Consider the following 22,568-nt stretch of genomic DNA (forward strand, 5'->3'; position numbering starts at 1 on the left):
CATGGCTACCAACAACGAGAACCGAATGGGCGACGGCGTGATGAGCACCGGCGAGGGGATGCGCATCTTCCCCGACGTCGAGGCGTGTATCGACTGCGGTGGCTGTGTCGTCGCCTGCAAGCGGACGTGGGACGTTCCCGTCGACGAACAGCGCATCGAGATAACGACAATGCTGGAGGGCCAGGAGGGCGCCGACGGCTACCAGGGCGATCAGACCGCAGCACTCGCAGCCGGGGAAAGCCCCGGCGAGACGGCACTGCCGATGCAGTGTTACCACTGTGAGAACGCGCCCTGTGTGTCGGTTTGTCCGACCAACGCGCTCCAGAAGGAAGACGACGGCTTCGTGACGGTGAGCGAAGACCTCTGTGTCGGCTGTCAGTACTGCCTGTCGGGCTGTCCGTTCGGCGCGCCGCAGTTTCCGAACGGCACCGACTCGATCAGCTCCGAGGTGTTCGGCACCGGCGGCGTGATGGACAAGTGTACGGGCTGTCGCGAGCGGCAGTACGCGAAGAAGGGCCCGGCCTGCGCCGAGGAGTGTTCGACCGACGCCATCCTCGTCGGGTCGGCCGGCGACATCTCGGATGAACTGAAGAAACGGGACAGCGGGTCGTTCTTCAACGACACCGCCCTCGAGATAATCTTCGGCGAAGACGCCGATATGGTGAAAGAGGTATGAGCGAATCCGACGCAGACGCGACCGAATCGGAACCGGAACCGGAACCAGCCCCCGAACCAGAAGCCGAAGCCGAGTCGTCGGAATCGGCCGGCCTGCCCGACCGCGTCGCCTTCTGGGTGAGCGTCGTCTTCGGCCTCGCCCTCGCGACAGGCTCCGTGTGGTACGTCGGTCAGCAGGGCATCTGGTTCGAGGCGCTTCAGCGGGTGCGCCCGGCGCTCGCCGGCGGTGGCGTCGGCGCCGACTGGGAGTACGGCATCGAAATCGCGCTCCTCAACGGCCTCATCGAACTCATCCACATCGCGGACATCTTGCTGGGGATTTTCATCCTCCTCTTGGTGTTCGTCCACTGGGCGGCGTTCCACCGCCTCGCTGCACAGATGCAACCGCCAGAGGGTGAACAGACGGCAAGCGAGCCGACGATTGCTGATGGCGGGACGCCCTCGGACGGAGGTGACGGCGAATGACGAACCTCGACCACGGGAAGTTCTCCCGCGTGACGACGGTGTTCCACTCGCTTTTGGCGCTGACGGTGTTCATCCTGTTTTTCACCGGCTACGCCATCGCGTTCAACGCCGAGCTGTGGTGGCTCGTCGAGTTGATGGGTGGCAATCGAGGCGTCCTCGCCGTCCACCGAGGAGCCGGCTTCGCGCTCATCGCGCTGACCGGCTTCTGGGTGCCGTATATGCTGCTTAGCAAGTCGAAGGGCGGCGGCATCCCGTCGCTACTCCCGACGAAAGGCGACGCCGAGGCGTTCGTCCAGGATGTCCAGTTCGCGTTCGGCCGCGTCGACGAGCGGCACCCGAACGCCCGGCAGTTCGCCGGCTACAAGGCCGATGAGGTGCCGCTTCTGTCCTACATCGGGAAGGGCGTCATCGCCATCTTCACCGTTGAGCTCGTCCTGTTGATGTTTTCGGGGCTGCTCATCTGGCGGAAAACGTGGCTCATCGACGTCTACAACTCCCAGTCGGCCGTGATGGCGTTCGTCGTCTTCCACGGCCTGCTCGGCATCATCATGCTGATGGGAATCATGTTCCACACGTTCGAGCATGGGTTCCATCCGGCCTTCTACCCCGTCGAGATGAAGGCGTTCCTGCCGAAAGAGGAGACGCCGAACTTCCACGGCGACCCCGACGAGCACGAGACGACGGGCATCGAGAAACTCCGTCGTAAGGCGTCCTGGCGGTGGGTGACGAACCTCGTCGGCGTCGCGACGATTATCGGCATCATAAGCGTCACGTTGGGGTCGGCCACCTACGGCGGCTACCCCGTTCCCTCGCAACTGCAGTTCAACGAGGGCGGTCTGCTTCGAACCATCGGCATCAACATCGGCTTCCTCGTGTTGTTCCTCGGGCTGTTCCTGTCGATGTACGGGAACGTGCTCCGGGCGCGCTACCGACAGCAGAAGCGGGAAGAACGGAAGCAGTCGACGACGGCCGCAGACGGCGGTCAGCCCGACGACGCGGAAACGAGCGAGGACTGACTTACATCAGTTCCGCCGCTTCTGAAGAGAGTTCGACTGTCACGTCCTGTCGAGTTTGGTCGGCAATTTGGTCGATATTTCTCGTGAGCACGTCGAGGATATCCTCCGGTTCGGGGTAGACGAGCATATTGCCCTCCTCATCCTCCATCACGAGCTGGGTGTCGGAGAGTTGGATCTGGTTGTTCTCGATGGAGGCGACGATAGCGGGCAGCGCTTCGGCGCCGCCGGTGTCGCCTTCCTCGACGTGGGTGATGTACAGCGCGTCGATGCCGATGAGGTCTTTGTACTCCCGGATGCGCTCGGCACAGCCCACCATGTCACGGCTGACGGCGGTTTTCCGTTCGTTGCCGTGCTCACCGTTGTAGCAGTGCTTGCACACCCGCAGTTCCATCCGCATGCCCGTGGCAATGAGGAGCACGGAAATATACCTTCGGCTGCCGTCATCGGATTCTTTCGTCAGGTGTGTTACCAAGATTCAAGATGCTCGGCCGAGACGTGTCCGTATGGCGAGCATCGTGACTGACGCCTTGGCCGTGCTAATGGTGCTGTTTGCGGTCGTCGGAATGGTCGGTATCGTAGCGCTTTCGAGACAGAGCGAGATGATGTCGCGTTCCGAGCAGGCGCTCACAGTCATCGGCGCCGCCTTCATTATCGCGATGACGGCGGTCACGCTCTTTTGACGCCCGCGCAAACGATGACTTTAGGGCGGTGCCGGCGCTCCGTTCGCTGTGGATTCGTCGCGCATCGTCGATGAGTTTCCCGCACCGTCGTTTCGCGGGGCCCAAAAGCAAGCCCTCAGTGACATCCGTGACGCCTTCGAGGACGGCAACGATGTCGTCTTGGTGCGCGCGCCGACGGGCAGCGGCAAGTCCCTGCTGGCTCGCGCCATCGCCGGCTGTGCGCGCCAGCCGGGGTCGACCGACGACTCGTCAGGTGGCAGCGGCCACCCAGACGACGAGGTTGCCGGTGTCCGCCCCATCGGCGCCTACTACACGACGCCGCAGGTCTCCCAGCTCGATGACGTGGCTGGCGACGAGCTGCTCGAAGATTTGAGCGTCATCCGCGGGAAGTCGAACTACTCCTGTATCCTGCCGGGCGAAACCTCGACGCCGGTCAATCAGGCGCCGTGTGCCCGCGAACGCGGTTTCAACTGCCCGGTCAAACACCGCTGTCCGTACTTCTCCGACCGCTCCATCGCCTCGAACCGGTCTATCGCCGCGATGACGCTCGCGTACTTCATGCAGACGGCCGGCAGCGACGTGTTCGGTACCCGCGACGTGGTCGTCATCGACGAGGCCCACGGTCTCGCGGAGTGGGCCGAGATGTACGCGACCATCGAACTCTCGCCGGCCACGGTGCCGGTCTGGGACGCCTGTGAACCGCCGCAGATCGATGGCCTCTCCGACATCGAGGACTACACCGAACAGCTCACAACCGTCTGCTCGCGTCGCCAGGAGGAACTCCGCGGGAACGTCGAACTCTCGCCGGCCGAAGCTGAGGAACGTGACCAGCTCGCGGAGCTCCAGCGGGACATCGGGTGGTTCCTCGAAGACCTCCGTGACACCGAGAGCCCGACCACGTGGGTATCAGACCAGGGCGACGACCGCACGATTACCGTTAAGCCGCTCGATCCCGCCCGATACCTCCATCACACGGTCTGGAACCGCGGCACGAAGTTCGCGCTTCTGTCCGCGACCATCCTCAACAAGGAGTCGTTCTGTCGCGGCGCCGGGCTGAATCCTGCCGATGTTGCCCTAGTCGACGTGCCCCACACGTTCCCCGTCGAGAACCGCCCGCTGTACGACGTGACCCAGGGGAAGATGACGTACGAAAACCGAGACGAGACGCTGCCGAAGGTGGCCCGCACCATCGTTCGGCTGATGGCTCACCACCCCGATGAGAAGGGGTTGATTCACGCCCACTCGTATGCCATCGCCGACCGTCTCTACGAACTGCTGGACGATTTCGGCGTTACAGACCGTGTCCGCGCCCACGACAGCGAGAACCGTGATGCCGCCCTCTCCGGCTGGAAGCGCAGCGACGGCGCGGATGTCTTCATCTCCGTGAAGATGGAGGAAGCCCTCGATTTGAACGGCGATCTCTGTCGGTGGCAGGTGCTGTGTAAGGCGCCGTATCCGAACACGAACGATTCCCGCGTCGCCCAGCGGCTGGAAGACGACCAGTGGGGCTGGTATTACCGGACGGCGCTCCGAACCGTCATCCAGGCCTGCGGGCGCGTGGTTCGGGCGCCCGACGACCACGGCGCGACGTATCTCGCCGATTCGTCGCTGCTCGACCTCTTCGACCGTGCTCGCCACGATATGCCACAATGGTTCAAGGCGCAGGTCGACCGCATGGAGCGGCCGGAACTGCCGGCGTTCGATCCTGATTCGACGGGCGACGCGACGAACGAGACCTCGACGCCGGGGCGGCGCTCCGGCTCGTCGGCATCGGAATCCACGACGAACGCGCGTCGCTCCGGCTCCATCGACGACCACCCGCTCTCGGACGTCTGGGGCGACGGTTAGATGAGCGTGGCTGCCGTGGCGACCATCCACAGCACCATCAGGAGCGCGAAGAACAGCGCGAACAGTTTCTGTCTGTCCATACTCGATGTTACCGACTCTCAGTTATAAATCGTCCGTCCGCGGCCCGACCCGTTCGCCGGCCGAAAACACCGCCTCGATGTCGCTGATGGCGTCGATGCGAACCCGCGCGTCCTCGATGAGCGCGCCAGTGCCATCCACGAGCGTCCCCACAATCGACGTATCTGCTCATGTCACGGCCTGGGTACGCCACCCACAAAGGGGTTCCAAGCGGATCGGTTTCGGTCAGTCGATGCGGGCGTCCACGACCCCGTGGACGACGCCGGCGCTGTGGCTCTTCACAACGCGACTGTCGCGCACGTCAACCGTCCGACCGGCCGTCTCGGCGGCCGCTTCGAGCCGTTCGATGGGCCGTTCCGGGAATCGCGCTTCCGGCGTCGCCTCGTGGAGGTGGAGCATCCCTCCCGGAACGAGGGCGTCGAGCCCGGCGTCGAGATATTCGTGAGCCTCGTAATACCCCATCACGACCCGGTCTGCGGTCGCCTCTACGTCCCGGCAGTCGCCGAGTACAGCACGCACGCGCTCCGATACCTCGTTCAACATCGCGTTCTCGACGAGCAGCCGATACGCGTCGGGGTTGATCTCGGCGGCCGTCACCTCGGCACCGTTCCGGGCCATAGGAAGCGAGAAGTAGCCGATGCCGGCGAACATATCGAACACCCGTTCCCCGTCCGTGACGACTTCGCCCATCCGGGCGCGTTCGGCCTTGTTGCCGGGCGAGAACATGACCCGCGAGAGGTCGACGGCGTACTTCGTGCCGTGTTCTGTGTGTATCGTCTCCGTCTCGCCGCTGCCGGCGACGACCTCGGTCTGTGGCTCCCGACGCATTCCCGAGACGCCACCGCGTGCGAGGACGGTGTCGGCGTTGCCGTGCAGTTCCAAGAGTGCGTCGCCGACCTCGCGGCGGTGTTCCGCATCCAGCGACTCCTCGGCGGAGACGTCACCGAAATCCACGAGAATGACGCTGCCGATAACCGACCATGAGGACGGCGCGGCATCGATTTCCGCGGGTGAGAAGCCCCGGTCGGCGAGTACGTCCTCAAGGCCCCGCTCCCTGAGCGGTAACTGGACTGGACGCGTCTCGTCGACAGCCGTCTCGGTCGGGTCGGCGCCGACGGGAATCGCGACCCGACCGTTGTCGTACGCGGCAACGCTCCGGGTCGCGTCGTAGACGCCCTCCGAACGGAGCGATGCGATGGCGTCCTCGGTGCGAGGTTTCGGGACGATGGCCGCGAGGTCACTCATCGGGCAGGACGTGGAGCCCGTTGCGGTGTTTGATGACGGGAACCTCGTCCGCGTCGGGGTTCATATACTCCGGGCGGGGGATGGTTTTCGATTCGAAGGTTTCGGGGTCGAGCACCTGGACGGCGTGGTCGTCCTCCACGGCGACGACCGTCGTCTGATCGGCATCTGCTCGTATCCCGATCTTCCGTGCGTCTGGGTCGATTCCCTCCTCGAAACTGGCCTCGTAGCGCTCGCCCGTTTCCAGTCGCTTCCCCTTGAGATTACCGTGGGCGCTCGTGACGATGACGGGCCCTTCACCGTCACGGAGGTCGATGATATCGCCGGGCGTGTACGGGGGCAGGCGTGCGGTGAACGTGACCCGATACACATCGTTGCCGTCGCTGTCCTCGGTTACGAGCGTCGGGGCATCGGAGACGTCACCGCCCAGCTCTCGAACGATGCGGCTCGCGATGCCCTGTCCCATCTGGTTCGTCGAGATCTTCATATTCAGGCCGTCCTTCATCCGCTCTTTCTCGGTGATGAAGGCGTTGCGGTCGCCGGTCGCCTCCCGCTCGGCGATGTACGCTTCCGCGATTTCGGCTGCGCGGTCGTTCTCCGCCTTCGTCGGCGTCCGGCCGGTACCGCGAACCTGGACGATGGAGGCGTAGTAGTCACCGGCGATACGGCCACACCGGTCGCAGGTCTCACGGGCGATGTACACCGGCACCGTCACCTCCTCTGAGAGCTGCGTGTCGCGGATGACGCCGGTGAACAGACAGTGCATCCGGATGGTGTTCTCGTCGACTTGTTCCGGTTCGACGCCCCACTCGACGTCCCGGGCGTCGACGTGTACCGCGAGCCGTTCGGCCGTCTCTTCGACGGCGATGTCGGTGTAGTCGCGAGCGTCGACGTCGATCCAGCGGTTGCCGCGATGGAGGGCGCCACATCGGCTGCAAACCCGAACCTCGATGCGCTCGGGTGCGTCCACGAGGTCGAAATCCTCGAAGTAACACTCGTCACAGAGGACGGCGTCAGCGTGGCCGCTGCCACGTTCGGAGTCGGGCGGCCCGCCCGGGAGGTCGACGTCCGGTGGGCGCTCGATGGCGTCGCCACACTGCGGACAGAACGTTCCGGAACCCGAACTGGTACTCATTACCCGCTGTAGTCGATGCAGGCGTTTAAACGGCCCGCCCTGCGGTTGTCCCCGCTGATGGGTTTCCGAGATGCCGCCGACCGAGAAGCTCGGATGCTGATTTTCCTATAGAGCGACGTTCACGAAACGGGATTTCGAAAGCCGCCGCGCCTATATCCTCGCCGCTCGCACCCCCGATATGGAGACCCCCTCAGTCGACGAGTTCGGTTCACGCCGCTCGACTGTTTACGGCCCGAACGGGGCCGTCGCGACGAGCCAGCCGCTGGCCGCACAGGCCGGCCTGCGAACGCTGCAGGACGGCGGCAACGCCTTCGATGCCGCCGTCTCGACCGCCGCCGCGCTGAACGTCACCGAACCCACCTCGACCGGCCTCGGTGGCGACGTGTTCATGCTGTACAAAAGCGCCGACGGCGATGTCGGTGCGATGCGGGCCTGTGGCGGTGCCCCCGCTGGCGCCACCCGCGAGACGGTTCGTGACGCGCTCGCCGACGAGCAGGACGTCGACCCCGAAGACGCCGAGATGCCGATGACGGGCGCCCACGCGGTGACGGTTCCGGGCACCGCCCGCGGCTGGGAAGCGACCGTCGAAGAGTTCGGCCGCGGGACGCTCGCCGACGCCCTCCAGCCCGCAATCGAGTACGCGACGGAGGGCTACCCCGTCACGGAGGTCATCGCCAGCGCCTGGGAGCACGGCGAGGAACTCTTCGAGTCCGAGCACGCGCGCGACCACTACCTCGTGGACGGCGAACGCGCCCCTGAGACGGGCGAAACCGTGCGCCTTCAGAACCTCGGCGAGTCGATGCAGGCCATCGCCGAGGAGGGCGCCGACGTGGTGTACGAGGGGTACATCGCCGAGGCCATCGCCGAGGAGGTACAGGCAAACGGCGGCTTCATGACCGTCGACGACCTCGCCGACTTCGAGGTCGAATATCCCGACCCGGTTTCGACGACCTACGGCGACGCCGAAGTGTACGAACTCCCGCCGAACAATCAGGGCCTCATCGCGCTCGAGGCGCTCAACATCGCCGAGGAACTCGGCGCTCGCGAACACGACGCGGGGTCGGCCGCCCGCGTTCACTACCTCGCCGAGGCGATGAAACTCGCCTTCCACGACGGCCACCGCTACATCACCGACCCCGACTTCGAGGACATCCCGCCGCTTGCGAGCGACTCGTGGGCCAAGCAACGCGCCGAGACGGTCGGCGAGGAAGCAAACGACGACGTCTCCTTCGGCGTCCCGGACGCCAACGCCGAGGACGCCGACACCGTCCTCCTCTGTGTCGGCGACGACGAGGGCAACGTCGTCTCCTACATCAACTCCCGGTTTGCGGGCTTCGGCAGCGGCCTCGTCGCCGGCGAGACGGGCATCGCACTTCAGAATCGCGGCGCCTCCTTCTCGCTCGACGACGACCACCCGAACCGGCTCGAACCGAAGAAAAAGCCCTTCCACACGCTCATTCCGGGCATCCTGAAACGCGGCGACGACGACTGGTCGGCCTTCGGCGTCATGGGCGGCTACATGCAACCGCAGGGCCACCTCCAGACGCTCGTCCACATGCTCGATGATGGCAAGACGCTGCAGGAGGCTCTCGACGAGCCACGGTGGCGCTATCGGGAGGACGGCCGTCTCGCCGTCGAGGCCCGGATGCCGACCGAGGTGCAGAACGGCCTCATCCGCCGTGGGCACGACCTCGAAGTGCTGCCGCCCATCATGTTCGGCGGCGCCCAAGTCGTCCGAAACGAGGACGGGACGCTGTCCGGCGCGACCGAACCGCGGAAGGACGGCACTGTGACGAGCTACTGACGAAGCTGTCAAGAACCGCGACGTGGCGGTGATGACGATTGCCTCCTTTCTGCGTATCCGCGCTCTCTCGCGGTTACCGGGAGTACGCGGCCGACCGCGGTGCGGCGACGATTACCGGCGGACGGAGAAACGCATCGACGCGCTCCGGGAACTGGAGCGGGAGATGGAGACGTAAGCTGGGTCAGTCCGCGTCGGGGCTTGGGCGGTTACTCAGCAGCTTGACGACCTCCGAAAGCACCGCGACCACGAGCGGCCCGGCGATGACGCCGATGGCGCCGACCGTGAGCACGCCGCCGGTGAAGCCGACGAAGTAGAGGCTCACGGGGAGGTGTGCCCGCCGGGTCGCCAACTGCGGACGGACGACCAGGTCAGGCAGGAGACCGATGACGATTGGGCCCAGAACGAGCACGCCGAGGGCGCGCTGAGGCATCCCGAGGATGAAATCGTGGGCCGCGAGCCCGACCGCGAGGATGCCGGGGCCGAGAATCGGAATGAACTGGAAGATAGCGGAGATGACCGCCAGCACGAAGGCGTCCTCGTAGCCGAGCGCGAAGAAGATGATGAACGCGACGGGGAAGGTGATGACGGCGGTGGCGGCCTGGATGACGTACAGCGCGTATAGCGTCCCGGCGATGCGGCGATGCAGCGCCCGAATGATGTCGTGATACCCCGGTGGAGTGATTTCGAAGGCAGCCCGCCCGACAGCGTTCGGGCGCAATAGGAGCCCGTAGAGGACGATGGTGAACAGCACGAGTTCGAGCACGATGAAAATCGAGTTCGCAGCCAGCGTGAACGCAAGCTGCCGGAGGGCGGCGCTCGTCGCATCGACGACGCTGCTGATGTCGACGAGATACACGAAGCCAGCGACCTCGATGGGGAGCTCGTCGGGCAGATTGTTGAGCAACTCGATGATGGCGTTGCGGCGCTGGAACAGCATCCACGCGACGGGCGCGAACAGGGCCATAACGGCGACGAACGCGCCGGTGGTGACGAGTGCGCTGGCGGCTCGCTGCGGAACCCCCCGGTCGACGAGTCGCTCGCGAAGCGGATAGAGGACGTAGGCGACGGTAATCGCGAAGAAGACGATCGCGACAACCTCCCAGAGGATGGCGACGGCCAGGAGACCGACGGCGACCAACAGGCCGGCGAGAACGTACCGACGGCGTCGGAGGGATGACACGCAACCCGATTTATTCGCCGAGGGCAAAACCGTTTTTCCGCCCCGTAACGCGCCGCTTAAGTACATGGCGAGGTACCACCCAGTAATGCAACGACGAGCCTTCCTGACGACAGTCGGTGCCGGTGCCGCCGCGACAGCCGGCTGTCTCGGCGGTTTCCGGGGCGATTCCGGGGGCGGCACGGTCACCGTCGCCACCTACGAATCGTTCGTCGACGGCAACGACCCCGTCGGCCCGTGGTTGAAGGATGCCTTCGAATCGGCCCACGGCGGCGACGTCACCGTCGAATTCGAAGTGCCCGATAGCGGTGTCAATCAGTACATCCAGCGTGCCGACCAGGGTGCCGATATCGACGCCGACCTCTACGTCGGCCTCAACGTCGACGAACTCATCCGCATCGACGAGACGCTCGACGACGCGCTGTTCGATGTCCCGACCGCGGAACTCTCCCGACAAGACCGGATTCTCGACGAGCTCAAGTTCGACCCCGACGGCCGCGCGCTGCCGTACGACACCGGCTACATCAGTCTCGTTTACGACGAAAGCGAGGCCGAACCGCAGACGTTCGCCGACCTCACCGCCGACCGGAACCGTGGCGACCTCATCGTCCAGAACGCCCAACAGTCCGACCCGGGTCGGGCGTTCCTGCTGTGGACCATCACGCAGTTCGGTGAGGACGGCTACCTCGACTACTGGAGCGACCTGCAGGACAACGACGTTCGCGTCCTCGGGTCGTGGAGCGACGCCTACAACGCCTACCTGAGCGAGGAAGCGCCGATGGTCGTCTCCTACTCGACCGATCAAGTGTTCGCGAGCCAGGATACCGATGACCTGACGCGGCACCAGATCGGCTTCCTCAACGACCAGGGCTATGCGAACCCAGAGGGGATGGCACGGTTCGCCAACACCGATTCGCCCGACCTTGCTGCCGACCTCATGGAGTTCATGCTCACCCCCGAAGCCCAGGGACAGATCGCCATGAAGAACGTCCAGTTCCCCGCGGTCGACGACGCCGAACTCGACCCCGAGTTCGAGCAGTACGCCCACGTCCCGCCCGAACCGGTCACGTTCGCCTACGACGAACTCGCCGGCAACCTCGAAGGGTGGATCGAGGACTGGGCGCGACAGGTCGCCCAGTAACGGATGCGTTCCTGGCGGACGCGGGTACGGGCGCGGACTGAGTGGCCGTTCATCCTCACTGGCCTCGCGACGGCGGCGCTGCTCGTCGTCATGCTGTACTACCCGGTCGCCAGCGTCTTCATCGAAGCCATCGTCATCGACGGCCAGCCGTCGCTTTCGCCCCTCACCAGCGTGGTCTCCGACCCCTTCTACTGGGGGCTGTTCAAGTTCACGGCGTATCAGGCGACGCTTTCGACACTGCTCAGCCTCGCACTCGGGCTGCCGGGCGCGTACGTCCTCGCGCGATTCGAGTTTCCGGGGCGCAAAACCGTTCGGTCGCTGACGCTCGTTCCGTTCGTCCTGCCCTCCATCATGGTCGCGGTCGGCTTTGCGGCCATGTTCGGTACGCGCGGGCCGCTGAACCGCGCGCTCGCGGCCGTCGGCCTGCCGAAACTCGAACTGCTGTTCACGCTGAAAATAATCGTCCTCGCCCACGCCTTCTACAACGCACCGCTCGTCGTCCGCGTCGTCGCCGCCTCGTGGGAATCCATCGACGCCCGATTGGTCGAAACCGCCCGCAGTCTCGGCGCCTCACCACGGCGGGCCTTCCTCGACGTGGTCGTCCCACAGCTCGCCCCGGCCGTCCTCACGAGCACGCTGCTCGTGTTCATCTTCACGTTCATGTCCTTCCCCATCGTCCTCGCGCTCGGTGGGCTGGAGCTTGCGACCGTCGAGGTGTGGCTCTACGACCGCATCCGGAACCTCCGGTTACAGGAGGCGGCCGCGCTGGCCGTCCTCGAAGCCGCGATCACGCTCGGCTTGACGTACGCCTATCTCCACTACGAGTCGGGGCAGGCTGCCACGCGACAGGTCGCGCCACGACCGCGCGAGCGGCTCTCGGATGCGCTGCCCCTGGAACGCCTCGCTATCGGCGTTTACGCACTCATCATCGGCATCGTCTTCCTCGGCCCCATCATCTCGATGCTGCTCGCGAGCGTCACCGATGTCGGCGGCGGCTTCACGCTCCGCTATTACGAGTTCCTGCTCGCCCGCCGGGACGTGGTCGTCGGCACCCAACCCGACGCCGCCATCCGGAACTCGCTGCTTTTTGCTGTCGGGACGCTCATCGTAGCCGTCCCGATGGGCGTCGTCGTCGCGCTGGCGACGGCCCGCGATACCCTCACCGCACGCCTCGTCGGCACGCTCGCGATGTTGCCGTTCGCCGTTTCGGGCATCGTCGTCGGCTTCGGTCTCCTCCAAACCGTCGTCTTCGGCGTCGAGGTGTTCGGCTACGAACTCCAGGTGACCGGCGCGGTCGCCATTGTCGCCGCCCACGCCGTCGGCGCCTACCCCTTCGTCGTCCGCACCGTCACGCCCGCGCTGACCTCGATGGACAATCGCCTCGTCGAATCCGCCCGCGCGCTGGGGGCCTCACGAACCGACGCGCTTCTCGACGTCGAATTACCGCTCGTCGCGCCCGCCGTCGCCGCCGGCGCGGCCTTCGCCTTCGCCATCAGCATCGGGGAGTTCAACGCGACGGTCATCCTCGCGGAGGGCGGCAACGTCTACACGATGCCGGTCGCTGTCGAGCGGTATCTCTCCGACCGGACGCTCGGCCCCGCCACCGCGATGGGGTCGGTACTGCTCGTCGTCACGGGCGTCAGTTTCGTCATCATCGAGCGCATCGGGGAGTACGGAGGCATCGAATGAGGAGGAGTCGACGATGAGAATCGAGTTGGACGGGGTCGCAAAGCAGTACGGCCCGACGACGGCACTGGAGGACGTCTCGGTGACGGTCGCGGACGGCGAGTTCTTCACGCTTGTCGGGCCCTCCGGGTGCGGGAAGACGACGACGCTCCGGCTTCTGGCCGGCTTCGAATCGCCGACATCGGGCGAGATTCGCTTCGACGGCGAGTCGATGGCCGGCGTGCCGCCCGAAGCACGCGGCATCGGGTTGGTCTTCCAGAGCTACGCACTGTTCCCGCACATGACCGTCGCCGAAAACGTCGCCTACGGGCTCAAGTTCGCCGACACACCCGGCGGCTCGACCGACGAGCGCGTCGCGGAACTGCTTGACCTCGTTGGGCTTGCGGGCTTCGAGGAGCGCGACCCGACGGAGCTTTCCGGTGGCCAACAGCAACGCGTCGCGCTCGCACGAGCGCTCGCCCCCGACCCCGACGTGCTCCTCTTGGACGAACCCATGAGCGCACTCGACGCCCGACTCCGGGAACGGCTCCGCCGCGACGTGCGAGAAATCCAGCGCGAACTCGGCGTCACGACGGTGTACGTCACCCACGACCAGGCGGAGGCGATGGCCATCTCCGACCGCATCGCCGTTCTCTCCGACGGCAGCGTCGAGCAGGTGGGCGACCCGCGAGCCCTGTACCGGCGCCCCGAATCACGGTTCGTCGCCGAGTTCCTCGGCGAGAACAACGTCTTCGACGCGCAAGTCGTTGCCACGACCCGTGATAACACACGAACTGCAGACGAAACGGGGGGGTTGACGGTTCGCATGCAGGGGCGCGATTTCAGCCTCTCTCGGGTGGAGAACGTGTCAGATGACCGGCTGACGTTCTGCGTCCGACCGGCCGATTTCACGGTCGATGCCGGCGGCAATCAGTTGACCGCCGATGTCATCGACAGCGAGTTTCTCGGGGAGACGACTCGCGTGCATCTCGACTGGCGGGGCAACCGTGTCGTCGCCGCTGTTGACGACCCGCCCGAGACTGACGTGCTGACCGTCGGTTTCGACCCCGAGGACGCGTGGGTGCTATCCTGACTCCCAGAACCGGTCGAGGGCGACATCGAGCATGTCGGGGCTGACCGACTGGAACTCCTCGCGTTCGGCCTCGCCGAGCAGCCCGCGCACGCTGTCCCACGAATCGCGGGCGTACCGCTCGTCACAGAGGACGCGAACGCCGCGTTCCTCGGGGCCGCGAATCACGCGACCGACCGCCTGCCGTGCCTTCCGAACCGCTGGCACCGCGAGTGCGTATCTGAAGCCATCCCCGAACGCCCGGTCGTAGGCCGTCCGCACCGCCCGCGTTCGTGGGCTGGCGGTGTTGATGATGGGGACGCCACAGACGATGGCTGCCGACAGGCGGTCGCCGCGGTAGTCGACGCCCTCGGTGAGCGTCCCGCGGAGACTCGTCACGAGCACCTTCGGGCCGCCCTCGAAGAAGGCCTGTTTCAGGCTCTCGGTCGCCACGTTGCCGGTCGATTCGTCGACGAGCACCTCCTTCTCACAGTCGTCGAGCACGGAGGCGGCCCACTCGGCTTCCCGGTAGGAGGGCATCCCGACGAGGACGTTCCCCGGCGAGGCAGCGACCTGCCGGATGGCGCGGGCGTACGCCTGGCGGGTGTCCGTCTCCTCGCCGGTGTCACCGCGGTTCGAATACGTGAACTTCGGCGCGGCGACGGCGAAGGATTCGCGGTTCGATTCGGGGAATTCGAGCCCGTAGGTTCGCTCGACGACGGGGCGGTCTTCCTCCGCCTCGATGTGCCGGAGGCCGGTCACCTCCGCGAACACGTCCAGCGGCTCCAGGGTCGCGCTCATCAGGACGCCGCCGCCGAACTCCGCGAGCTGTTCGCCGATGGCGCCCGCTGGCAGGCAGTTGTGCAGCGCGAACTGGGCGGTGTAGGCGCGGCGCCACGACTCGCCCGGCTGGGTGTCGTCCCACGTCCGCTCCAGTTCGATCTCCCTGAAGAAGTCGGTGTGGTCGGCGCGATACCACAGCCCGAGCGTGCGGCCGACCGGAGGTGCCGCCCGGCGTTTGTCCTCCGCTTCCATCGTGTCGAGAATCCGGCCGGCGACCGCACAGACGCTTTCGGCGCGGCTCCAGACCCGCCCGTCGAAGCCGTTCCGCTCGGCCCACAGCGTCAAGTCGTCCGTCGCGGGCTCTTCGGGGTCACGAAGCGGAATCTCATCGTCAGAGAGGTTCGGCAGGTCGCGCCGCCAGCCCGGTTGTGTCTCGTCGAGGTGGTCGGTCACCCGGCGGTCGAGTTCGTCCTCCAGCGCCGTCAGGAACCGACGGGTATCGCGCAGTTCGCCGAGCGAGACGTCCGTCTCGTTGAGCTCCTCGCGGACGGTCGCGGCCTGCTGTTTCGCGTCCGAGCCGTGCTGGGCGCCCTGGCCGGCCTCCTCCATCGCCGCGAGCGGCTGGATGACACGGGAGAGTTCGCTTTCGGCGTCCCGGAGCGCCCGGTCTGAGACGCCGTCGCCCACTAGGTCGCGGACGCGGGGTTCGAGCATGTGCGCCTCGTCGCAGACGACGAACGTCTCGTCGTCGATGAGCGCACCCGTGAACGACTCGGCGGTCGTCGGGTCGAAGGCGTGGTAGTAGTTGCCGACGAGCACCTCGACGTGCGGCAGGAGGGCGCCCATCACCGAGTGCGGGCAGGAACCGTGGCCCGCCGACAGTTCCACGAGGTCGTCGGCTTCGATGAGGCCGAGGTCGGTCGGGTCAAACGGGACAGCTTCGACGGGGTCACCCTCCTCCGGTAGGTCAGCGAGATACTGCGCGTAGAAGGGACAGTATTCGACACCCTCGCCGGATTCGGGCATCTCCTCGGGATACGGCGTCGGCTCGCCCGAGGCTTCCAGATACGTCGCGCCGCTACCGGAGTCGGCGAGGCCGACCTGCTGGCTGCGGGCCTGTCCGGCCAGCGAATCCGGTGTCGTCTCGTCGGCCAGCCCGCGGGTGCGCTCCCGCAGGCTTTCGCATCGCTCGTAGACGTTCGTCTCGTCGATGCCGCCGGCGTTTTCGAGGTTGTACGGACAGACGTCGGCCTTCCCGACGAGTGTCATCGCCGAAATCGGGTGCCAGTCGTCGGGGAGGTTCGCGTTGATGGTGCGGAGGTCGTCCTCGAACTGCCGGAGTTGCTGTTTGACGCTCGTGAGGACGAACACGCGCTCGAAATCCGAATCGGGGTCGCGAACGAGCTCGATACCGGCGGTGAGCGCGAGCATCGTCTTCCCGGTGCCGCAGGCGCCCTCTAAGGCGAGAAAGCCGGAATCGCGCGCGGTGTCGATGGCCGTTTCGATGCCGTCGACCTGGTCGTCGTAGGGCTCCTCGTGGCCGAAGATTGGCCGCCACCCAGCAGCGGCTTCGGCGGTCGCTCCGTCGGCGGCTTCGTCCGGGGACACACCACGAGGTGACGCGTCTTCGCCTAAAGACGTGTCGGACGTGGTGGGGCTTAAGCCGACGCGCTCGCTGTACCGTGACGATGCCGCGCCGCCCGTCTTTTGAGATCGACCGCGTTCCGACGCTTGCGGGGGCGGTCGTCCAGCTCGTCGTGCTCCTCCCGCCGATGCTTCGGCGCGAAGCCACTCGCGAGGTGTTTCTCGCGGGGTTGCTTGCGGGCGTGCTTGCGGGCGCGTTGACCGGTCGCTACGGCAACGCGATGAACAACGGCCTTCTCGCGGGCGGCCTCGGCGGCGCCCTCGCCTGCCTCATCGTGGCGCTTCACGGGTCGTACGCCTCCTGGCAGCTCGGCTTCGGCCTCGACTCGGTGTTCGCCGCCCAGTACGGCTTCTACGCCGTCTGGATGTTCGTCCTCGCGGTTCCGTTCCACGCCGTCGAGGGTGCGGTCGCTGCGGCCATCGCCAACGGCGTTCGCGACCGCATCGACGCACGACGGGCGTAGTGGCGGGCCCCTTATCTGTCCCAATCGTCTCGTTCCCGTATGGACTTCGACGTCGACGCCTGGCGCGAGGAGCTCGAATCGTATCGCGCCCAGAAAGACGAGCAGTTCGCGAACGCCCGTGCCTCCCCGCTGCCGCCCGAGGAGCGCGACGGCTTCGACGGCCTCGATTACTTCGCGCCGAACCCTGATTTCCGCGTTGCTGCGACGATTGAACTCGTCGACAGCGATGAGACGGTGACCATGGAAACCACGGTCGACGGCGAGCAACTATACGAGCGCGCTGCCCGCCTCCGTTTCGAACTGGAGGACGCAAGCGGCGAGACAGCCGAACACACCCTTGTCGCATACCAGCGAATCGACTACGAGGGCGGGGTCGCGAGCGATGCGAGCGACCCCTCGACGGACGCGGATGCGTCCGTCGGCGAGTCACTTTTCGTCCCGTTCCGCGACAAGACGACCGGCCAACAGACCTACTCGGCGGGCCGGTACATGGAGCTGCACACGGAGGGCGCGTCGCAGAGCGACGCGAATTCGTCGAGCGGGGAGGGAACCGAGCCGCGAGACGGACAACTGAATGATGGCGCGACGGTGCCGCTCGATTTCAACCTCGCGTACAGCCCCTTCTGTGCGTACAGTGACGCCTACGAATGCCCGCTGCCGCCACGGGAGAACTGGCTCGAAGTGGCGGTGCCGGCCGGCGAGCGTTTCTAAGATAACAGCGAGAGTTCCACGGGTCACCCGACCCGTGGTCGTTTACCCGCGGAACAGGTTCCGAACCTCGTCGACGACGCTCGGTTCGACGGCGACGAGATATCTGTTGTCGGCGACGAGCGTCGTATCTGACGACGCGATCTCGTCGCCCGTCGCGTCGCCGATGACGAGGCTTCCCCGGGGGAGCGAAATTTCCGAGAGCTTGCGGCCGTCGATGGGGGCATCCTCGGCGACTTCCACCTCGACGATGTTGAGCGCGCCCGGCGGCGCCTCGATAGACTGCATCTCCGCGCCGACGATGGCGTTCGTCGCGACGTGGGCGCCCGCCCGCTCCGGGAACACCGTCTCGTCGACCACCTCGGCGTACTCTTCGACACTGTTGGAGGTGTTGACGCGGATGACCGTTCGGATGTCCTCGTTGCGGCGCTCGGCGAGGACGCAGGCCGCGAGGTTCGTCCCCGGATTCGGCGTGAGGCCGGCGATGATATCGGCATCGGCGGGGTTGGCCTGCTCGAGCACGTCGGGGCGGGCGCCGTCGCCCTCGATGACGGTCGCGAAGTAGGCCTCGCTGAGCTGTTGACAGCGGCGTTCGTCCTGCTCGATGACGACGACCGTGTGGCCGCCGTCGGAGAGATGCTCGGCCGTGTGGAAGCCGACTCGGCCAGCACCGACGATGATGATGCGCAGATCGCCCATAGTTCACCCTCGATGCTCGAACAGTAAATAAATCAGACCCCCGACCACGAGCCAGCCGGTGGCAATCGCCCACGTCCGCGGGCTGATGAAGAAGCTGAGGAGGAGGTTGAAACCGATGCCGAGCAGCGGCGGAATCGGATAGTAGGGCACTTCGAAGGGACGTGTGAGGTTCGGGCGCTGGCGTCGGAGTCGGATGACGGCGAGGTTGACGACGACGAACCCGAGCAGCGAAAAGAGGCTCGCGAGATTACCGACCGTCCGTACGGGGACGACGACCGTGGCGACGACCATCAGCACGGCGCTTGCGACGATGGCCACGAACGGCGTCCCGAAGCGGTGATGGAGGCGTCCCAGTCGTTCGGGGAGTTGCCCCTCTCGCCCCATCGCGAAGGCGACGCGGCTGGAGCCGATGACGACCGCGTTGAGGGCGCTGACGGTCGAAAACACCGCGCCGAAGGCGATGAGCCCCGCGCCCGTTCCGAGCAGCGGTATCGTCGGCATGAACCCCGCGGCCGCCTGAGCGATAGCTGTTTCGCCGGCCTGCCCGAGCGCGTCCGCCCCGAGCGTGCCGATGGCGACGAAGATGACGAGGAGATACACGGCGACGGTCGCGACCAGGCTCAACATGATCGCTCGCGGGATGTTCTTCTGTGGGTTCTCGACCTCCTCGGTGACCGTCGTAATGAGGTCGTAGCCCTGGAACGCGATGAACGTCAGTCCCATCGCCGGGAGCACGGCGATTGCGCCGCGGTCGGCGGGGACGAACGGCTCGAACCGCGAGAGGTCGACCGCCGAGAGGCCGAACGCGACGAACACCATGAGGATGCCGACCTTCACGAGCGTGACGATGGTTTCTGCGCCGCCGCTTGCATCCGTCGAGGCTGCGTTCAGCGCCGCGAACACCACCACGGCGGCCAGCGCGTAGCCGATTCGGACGACGTCACTGCCCGGCAGGCCGGCCCAGTAGAGGTGGACGAACTCGATGAAGTTCGAGGCGAAGCCGAGCGCGTACAGCGCGCCGGCGGCCGCGTACGTGAACCACCGTGTCCACCCCATCACGAACGAGACAGGGTCGGGAAACGCCTCGCGAACGAAGATGTACCCTCCGCCGTTCCGCGGGATGGCGCTTGCGAGCTCGGCATACGAGAGCGCGGTGAACGCCGTCACTCCGCCGTTGAGCGCGAAGACGGCGATGGCGGCGGCCCCGGCGGTCTCGGCGGCCAGCCCGGTCAACACGAAGATGCCGGCGCCGATCATCGCGCCGACGCCGACCATCGTCGCGTCGAGTAGCCCCAGGCTCTGTTGGGGCTCCCGCGTGCCGTCACTCATCACCCAGTACGTCGGCGTACGTGTTATTAAAGAATCAGGTCAGCGAGACGGTGCCCGACTACGGAGCGACGCCGACGGTCAGAAGCGTTCCGTACTCCCGATACCGTTCGACCATCGCCTCGCGTGTTTCCCAGCCGTCGATGGGGAACGCCTCGGCTGCCGGAATCTCGGTCTCGCGGTCGGGAATGGTGTCCTGCTCGGCCACGTAGAAGCCGGCCTCCCGGAACGCCTCGCGGTACTGCTCGTAACTCCACCGCGTCATGTCGATGGAGATGTTCTCCTGCCACTCGTGGGAGTGAACGTTCTCCTCGAAGTAGTTGACCGCACAGTAGAAGGTTCCGCCGGGCCGCAGCACACGTCGGAGTTCTTCCAGGGCGCCAACCGGGTCGGACGCATAGTAGAAGGCCTCCATCGAGAACACGTGGTCGACGCTGTTCGTCTCGAACGGCAGCGACTGGAAATCGCCCACCACGTACGACACCTGCGGGTCGTCGGTGTATGCCCGTGCATTCCGAACCATCTCGGGGGCGCCGTCAAGGCCGTAGGCGCGGCCGGCGTCTTTCGCCTCCCGGAGTGCGCGAGCAGCGTAGCCGCTGCCGCAGCCGAGGTCGAGCACCGTCTCGCCCGCTTCGACCGGCATCCGCGCGAGCGCGTGTTTCGCGGTGTGCCAGTGGCGCTCTTCCATCCCCTTGTCGCGGCCTTCGGCCGCCCACGCGTCGAACTCGGCTCGAACGCTCATACCGAAACGCGACGCGCCGGTGGCAAAACCCCGTCGGCTGCGAGCGGCTCGGCTATCCCGCCCCCCAATGGAGCCGCCGACCGTCACCACGCCCAACCATGATTTAAGATGGCTCCGCACACGTACTCCGGCATGGACTACGAACTCGCCATCGAGAACGCACCCGACACGATTCCGGGCGGCACCGGCATTCTCTTGATTCACCCGAGTACCGGCGAGACAGACCGAATCGATACCGATTTCTTGAAAACCGACACCGACCGGCTGCTCGTCATCTCGACGCGAACGACCGCCCGCGAGGTACAGCAGAAACTCGAATACTACGGCGTCGACGAGGAACGAGCCGACATCCTCGATACGCTCTCGGTCGAGCGGGGCTACTCGCGGCGCTCCTCCGAGCACGTCCACTACGTCTCCTCGCCGGACGACCTCGCCGGCGTTATCGACATCACCCGACAGTTCCTCACCGAGAACGAGGGGAAACGACGCATCAGCCTCGACTCGGTCACCGAGATGGCTTACTACGCCGACGAGGAACGCGCCCTGGAGGCCGTCGAGGAACTCCTCGAGCTCCTCGAAGAACACGACGCAGTCGGCCTCTTCCATCTCTCCGAGGAGGTACACTCCGAGGCCGACGTGGCGGCGTTCAAAGAGCTGTTCGACGGCATCGTCTCCCTCGATGAGGACGGCACCGTCGAGGCCGACTTCTAGAGGACGTCCGACGCGGCGTCGAGCGCCCGCTTCTGGCCCTCGACCAGATGCGTGAAGTCGGCGCCGGCGACCATATAATCGAAGCCGAGCGACCCGAGCGCGCGTATCTGGTCGGGCGTCGTCCCGAGCGTCCCGACCGGCACACCGGCCTCGTCGCCGGCCGCGAGCACGGAGTCGATAGCTGCGAGGAACTCCGCGTTCGTCCACTCCGCGAAGACGCCGAGCGCCGCCGAGAGGTCGGCTGGCCCGACGAACAACCCGTCGATACCGTCGACGGCAGCGATATTGGCGGCGTTCTCGACGCCCACCTCGCTCTCGATTTGCACGATGACAGAGCAGTCTCGATGCTCTTCGCGGACGTACGCCTCGAAGTTCCGTCCGTAGTCGGCCGCGCGGGCGGCCGCGATGCCGCGCTCTCCTTCGGGCGGATACCGCGCGGCGGCGACCGCATCCCGTGCCGCCTCGGCCGTATCGACCATCGGCACGAGCAGGCCGTCGGGGCCCAGATCGAGCAGGCGCTTGATGCGCACGGGGTCGTTCCACGGGACGCGAACGAGCGTGTCGGCGCCGCCGGCCTCGACCGCCCGCAGGCAGTCGGCGACCGTCTCCAGCCCGAGCGGCGTGTGTTCGGTGTCGACGACGACGAAATCGAAGTCCGCGCCGCCGGCGATCTCCCCGACTGCGGGGTCGGAAAGCGATGTCCACGTTCCGACCGTATCGTGTAGTTCGTCCATATCGACGCGGCGGCGTCCAGCGACAAAACGCTACGGCTTCGGCCGAGCGATGTCCTTTTCCGGCAAAAACGCGTGATTCCGTACATGAGCGATTTCGACCGGGAAGCCGAACGCGAGAAGCTTCGAGAGAAGTACGAACGTGACCAGGAGAAACGGGAGGCCTCCGAACAGATGAGCGAACTCCTCCTGCAGGGCGCGACGATGACGAACCGTCACTGTCCGTCGTGTCACTCTCCCGTTTTCCGCTACGAGGAAAAAGAGTTCTGTCCGACCTGCCAGAAGGAGGTCACTGAGGACGGCGAGTTCGTCGACGAGGATGGCGCCGCCGCCGAGCAATCCGCCGACGAAGCGCAGGCCGACGCCGCCGCCAACGGGAACGCCGACGCGACGGCCGACCGCACGCAGGCAGCGCCCAAGCAGAACACTCAGGAGACGCCCGACGAGCAGCCGACCCGCGACGCCCACGCCGAGCGCCAGCCGACGGCCGAGGCCGAACCGGAACCCGAACCACGCCGTGAAGCGCCCGAGACCCGCCCAACACCGGCACCCGACCGGCGGCCAGCCGACCCACCCGCCCGCCGCGACCAGCAGCCCGCCGAAGGCGGTGACCTCCGCGAGGCCGAGGCGTCGCTGATCCGCGAAATCACGAGCCTGACCCGGCAGGCCGAGGAAACACGAGACGTGGGTCGCGAGCGCGACCTCTTTGCCGCCGCGCGTGAGGCGGCCGAGACGCTGCAGACCGTTCGGCGGCTCTGAGCCGCG

24 protein-coding genes are annotated in these 22,568 nt (G+C 66.1%); 14 read left to right on the plus strand and 10 right to left on the minus strand.

What is annotated here, in order from left to right:
• Position 1 precedes the first annotated feature (1 nt).
• The 3 genes from ACI8UR_RS02345 to ACI8UR_RS02355 are packed head-to-tail and all read left to right on the plus strand — an operon-like array spanning position 2 to position 2,156.
• Positions 2 to 676: a 4Fe-4S dicluster domain-containing protein gene (locus ACI8UR_RS02345; RefSeq protein ID WP_411715790.1), complete on the plus strand. Its 675-nt coding sequence runs from the start codon at positions 2 to 4 to the stop codon at positions 674 to 676.
• On the plus strand, positions 673 to 1,140 hold the full coding sequence (locus ACI8UR_RS02350; RefSeq protein ID WP_411715791.1) for a hypothetical protein: 468 nt from the start codon (positions 673 to 675) through the stop codon (positions 1,138 to 1,140). The genes ACI8UR_RS02345 and ACI8UR_RS02350 overlap by 4 nt, the downstream gene beginning before the upstream one ends.
• Positions 1,137 to 2,156 carry a cytochrome b/b6 domain-containing protein gene (locus tag ACI8UR_RS02355; RefSeq protein WP_411715792.1) on the plus strand — a complete coding sequence of 340 codons (1,020 nt, stop codon included), beginning with the start codon at positions 1,137 to 1,139 and terminating at the stop codon, positions 2,154 to 2,156. The genes ACI8UR_RS02350 and ACI8UR_RS02355 overlap by 4 nt, the downstream gene beginning before the upstream one ends.
• A 1-nt stretch (position 2,157) precedes the next feature.
• Here ACI8UR_RS02355 and ACI8UR_RS02360 read toward each other — a convergent pair whose 3' ends face one another.
• On the minus strand, positions 2,158 to 2,553 hold the full coding sequence (locus ACI8UR_RS02360; protein WP_415087516.1) for a hypothetical protein: 396 nt from the start codon (positions 2,551 to 2,553) through the stop codon (positions 2,158 to 2,160).
• A 106-nt stretch (positions 2,554 to 2,659) separates the two neighbouring features.
• Between ACI8UR_RS02360 and ACI8UR_RS02365 the strand changes: the two genes are divergently transcribed.
• Positions 2,660 to 2,836, plus strand: a complete 177-nt coding sequence (locus ACI8UR_RS02365) for a hypothetical protein (RefSeq protein WP_411715793.1) — start codon at positions 2,660 to 2,662, stop codon at positions 2,834 to 2,836.
• Positions 2,837 to 2,884: 48 nt separating this feature from the next.
• Positions 2,885 to 4,684, plus strand: a complete 1,800-nt coding sequence (locus ACI8UR_RS02370) for a helicase C-terminal domain-containing protein (protein WP_415087511.1) — start codon at positions 2,885 to 2,887, stop codon at positions 4,682 to 4,684.
• A 102-nt stretch (positions 4,685 to 4,786) separates the two neighbouring features.
• On the opposite strand, the gene ACI8UR_RS02375 is transcribed toward ACI8UR_RS02370, so the two are convergent.
• The 3 genes from ACI8UR_RS02375 to ACI8UR_RS02385 all read right to left on the minus strand — a co-directional run bounded on the left by ACI8UR_RS02375 (position 4,787) and on the right by ACI8UR_RS02385 (position 7,139).
• Positions 4,787 to 4,915: a hypothetical protein gene (locus ACI8UR_RS02375; protein WP_411716101.1), complete on the minus strand. Its 129-nt coding sequence runs from the start codon at positions 4,913 to 4,915 to the stop codon at positions 4,787 to 4,789.
• 72 nt (positions 4,916 to 4,987) lie between these two features.
• Positions 4,988 to 6,007, minus strand: coding sequence for a class I SAM-dependent methyltransferase (locus ACI8UR_RS02380; protein WP_411716100.1), 1,020 nt, complete (start codon positions 6,005 to 6,007; stop codon positions 4,988 to 4,990).
• Positions 6,000 to 7,139 (minus strand): 60S ribosomal export protein NMD3, encoded by a 1,140-nt coding sequence (locus tag ACI8UR_RS02385; protein WP_411716099.1) that lies wholly within the window; start codon positions 7,137 to 7,139, stop codon positions 6,000 to 6,002. The genes ACI8UR_RS02380 and ACI8UR_RS02385 overlap by 8 nt, the downstream gene beginning before the upstream one ends.
• 178 nt (positions 7,140 to 7,317) lie before the next feature.
• On the opposite strand from ACI8UR_RS02385, the gene ggt reads away from it, so the two are divergent.
• Together ggt and ACI8UR_RS02395 are read left to right on the plus strand one after the other, a co-directional pair.
• Positions 7,318 to 8,943: a gamma-glutamyltransferase gene (ggt, locus tag ACI8UR_RS02390; protein WP_411716098.1), complete on the plus strand. Its 1,626-nt coding sequence runs from the start codon at positions 7,318 to 7,320 to the stop codon at positions 8,941 to 8,943.
• 31 nt (positions 8,944 to 8,974) lie between these two features.
• Positions 8,975 to 9,118 carry a hypothetical protein gene (locus tag ACI8UR_RS02395; RefSeq protein ID WP_411716097.1) on the plus strand — a complete coding sequence of 48 codons (144 nt, stop codon included), beginning with the start codon at positions 8,975 to 8,977 and terminating at the stop codon, positions 9,116 to 9,118.
• 6 nt (positions 9,119 to 9,124) lie between these two features.
• Here the strand turns inward: ACI8UR_RS02395 and ACI8UR_RS02400 are convergent, their stop codons facing one another.
• Positions 9,125 to 10,123 carry an AI-2E family transporter gene (locus tag ACI8UR_RS02400; RefSeq protein WP_415087512.1) on the minus strand — a complete coding sequence of 333 codons (999 nt, stop codon included), beginning with the start codon at positions 10,121 to 10,123 and terminating at the stop codon, positions 9,125 to 9,127.
• Between the two features lie 85 nt (positions 10,124 to 10,208).
• Between ACI8UR_RS02400 and ACI8UR_RS02405 the strand changes: the two genes are divergently transcribed.
• The 3 genes from ACI8UR_RS02405 to ACI8UR_RS02415 are packed head-to-tail and all read left to right on the plus strand — an operon-like array spanning position 10,209 to position 14,019.
• The gene (locus ACI8UR_RS02405) at positions 10,209 to 11,261 is read left to right on the plus strand and encodes a thiamine ABC transporter substrate-binding protein (RefSeq protein WP_415087513.1); all 1,053 of its coding nucleotides are present in this window, start codon (positions 10,209 to 10,211) and stop codon (positions 11,259 to 11,261) included.
• Positions 11,262 to 11,264: 3 nt separating this feature from the next.
• Positions 11,265 to 12,950: an ABC transporter permease gene (locus tag ACI8UR_RS02410; protein WP_415087514.1), complete on the plus strand. Its 1,686-nt coding sequence runs from the start codon at positions 11,265 to 11,267 to the stop codon at positions 12,948 to 12,950.
• Positions 12,951 to 12,963: 13 nt separating this feature from the next.
• Positions 12,964 to 14,019, plus strand: coding sequence for an ABC transporter ATP-binding protein (locus ACI8UR_RS02415; RefSeq protein WP_415087515.1), 1,056 nt, complete (start codon positions 12,964 to 12,966; stop codon positions 14,017 to 14,019).
• Here ACI8UR_RS02415 and ACI8UR_RS02420 read toward each other — a convergent pair.
• Complete coding sequence (locus tag ACI8UR_RS02420) at positions 14,011 to 16,386, minus strand: ATP-dependent DNA helicase (protein WP_411714378.1); 2,376 nt, start codon at positions 16,384 to 16,386, stop codon at positions 14,011 to 14,013. The genes ACI8UR_RS02415 and ACI8UR_RS02420 overlap by 9 nt on opposite strands.
• Before the next feature lie 80 nt (positions 16,387 to 16,466).
• Here ACI8UR_RS02420 and ACI8UR_RS02425 point away from each other — a divergent pair, with 80 nt between their 5' ends.
• A complete protein-coding gene (locus ACI8UR_RS02425) occupies positions 16,467 to 16,886 on the plus strand; it encodes a hypothetical protein (protein ID WP_411714379.1) in 420 nt (139 codons plus the stop codon).
• A 39-nt stretch (positions 16,887 to 16,925) separates the two neighbouring features.
• The gene (locus ACI8UR_RS02430) at positions 16,926 to 17,597 is read left to right on the plus strand and encodes a DUF1684 domain-containing protein (RefSeq protein ID WP_411714380.1); all 672 of its coding nucleotides are present in this window, start codon (positions 16,926 to 16,928) and stop codon (positions 17,595 to 17,597) included.
• Positions 17,598 to 17,639: 42 nt separating this feature from the next.
• On the opposite strand, the gene ACI8UR_RS02435 is transcribed toward ACI8UR_RS02430, so the two are convergent.
• From ACI8UR_RS02435 to ACI8UR_RS02445, 3 genes are read right to left on the minus strand one after another with little or no spacing between them, the layout of a single operon-like run.
• On the minus strand, positions 17,640 to 18,293 hold the full coding sequence (locus tag ACI8UR_RS02435) for a potassium channel family protein (protein WP_411714381.1): 654 nt from the start codon (positions 18,291 to 18,293) through the stop codon (positions 17,640 to 17,642).
• Positions 18,294 to 18,296: 3 nt separating this feature from the next.
• A complete protein-coding gene (locus ACI8UR_RS02440) occupies positions 18,297 to 19,622 on the minus strand; it encodes an APC family permease (RefSeq protein WP_411714382.1) in 1,326 nt (441 codons plus the stop codon).
• Positions 19,623 to 19,680: 58 nt separating this feature from the next.
• A complete protein-coding gene (locus ACI8UR_RS02445; RefSeq protein WP_411714383.1) occupies positions 19,681 to 20,361 on the minus strand; it encodes a class I SAM-dependent methyltransferase in 681 nt (226 codons plus the stop codon).
• Between the two features lie 132 nt (positions 20,362 to 20,493).
• Here ACI8UR_RS02445 and ACI8UR_RS02450 point away from each other — a divergent pair, with 132 nt between their 5' ends.
• A complete protein-coding gene (locus ACI8UR_RS02450; RefSeq protein ID WP_411714384.1) occupies positions 20,494 to 21,072 on the plus strand; it encodes a hypothetical protein in 579 nt (192 codons plus the stop codon).
• On the opposite strand, the gene ACI8UR_RS02455 is transcribed toward ACI8UR_RS02450, so the two are convergent.
• Positions 21,069 to 21,806: an HpcH/HpaI aldolase family protein gene (locus ACI8UR_RS02455; protein WP_411714385.1), complete on the minus strand. Its 738-nt coding sequence runs from the start codon at positions 21,804 to 21,806 to the stop codon at positions 21,069 to 21,071. The genes ACI8UR_RS02450 and ACI8UR_RS02455 overlap by 4 nt on opposite strands.
• Positions 21,807 to 21,890: 84 nt before the next feature.
• On the opposite strand from ACI8UR_RS02455, the gene ACI8UR_RS02460 reads away from it, so the two are divergent.
• Positions 21,891 to 22,562, plus strand: coding sequence for an Sjogren's syndrome/scleroderma autoantigen 1 family protein (locus ACI8UR_RS02460; protein WP_411714386.1), 672 nt, complete (start codon positions 21,891 to 21,893; stop codon positions 22,560 to 22,562).
• The last annotated feature ends 6 nt before the right edge of the window (positions 22,563 to 22,568 follow it).

The organism is Natronomonas sp., assembly GCF_047616845.1.
GTDB lineage: Archaea > Halobacteriota > Halobacteria > Halobacteriales > Haloarculaceae > Natronomonas.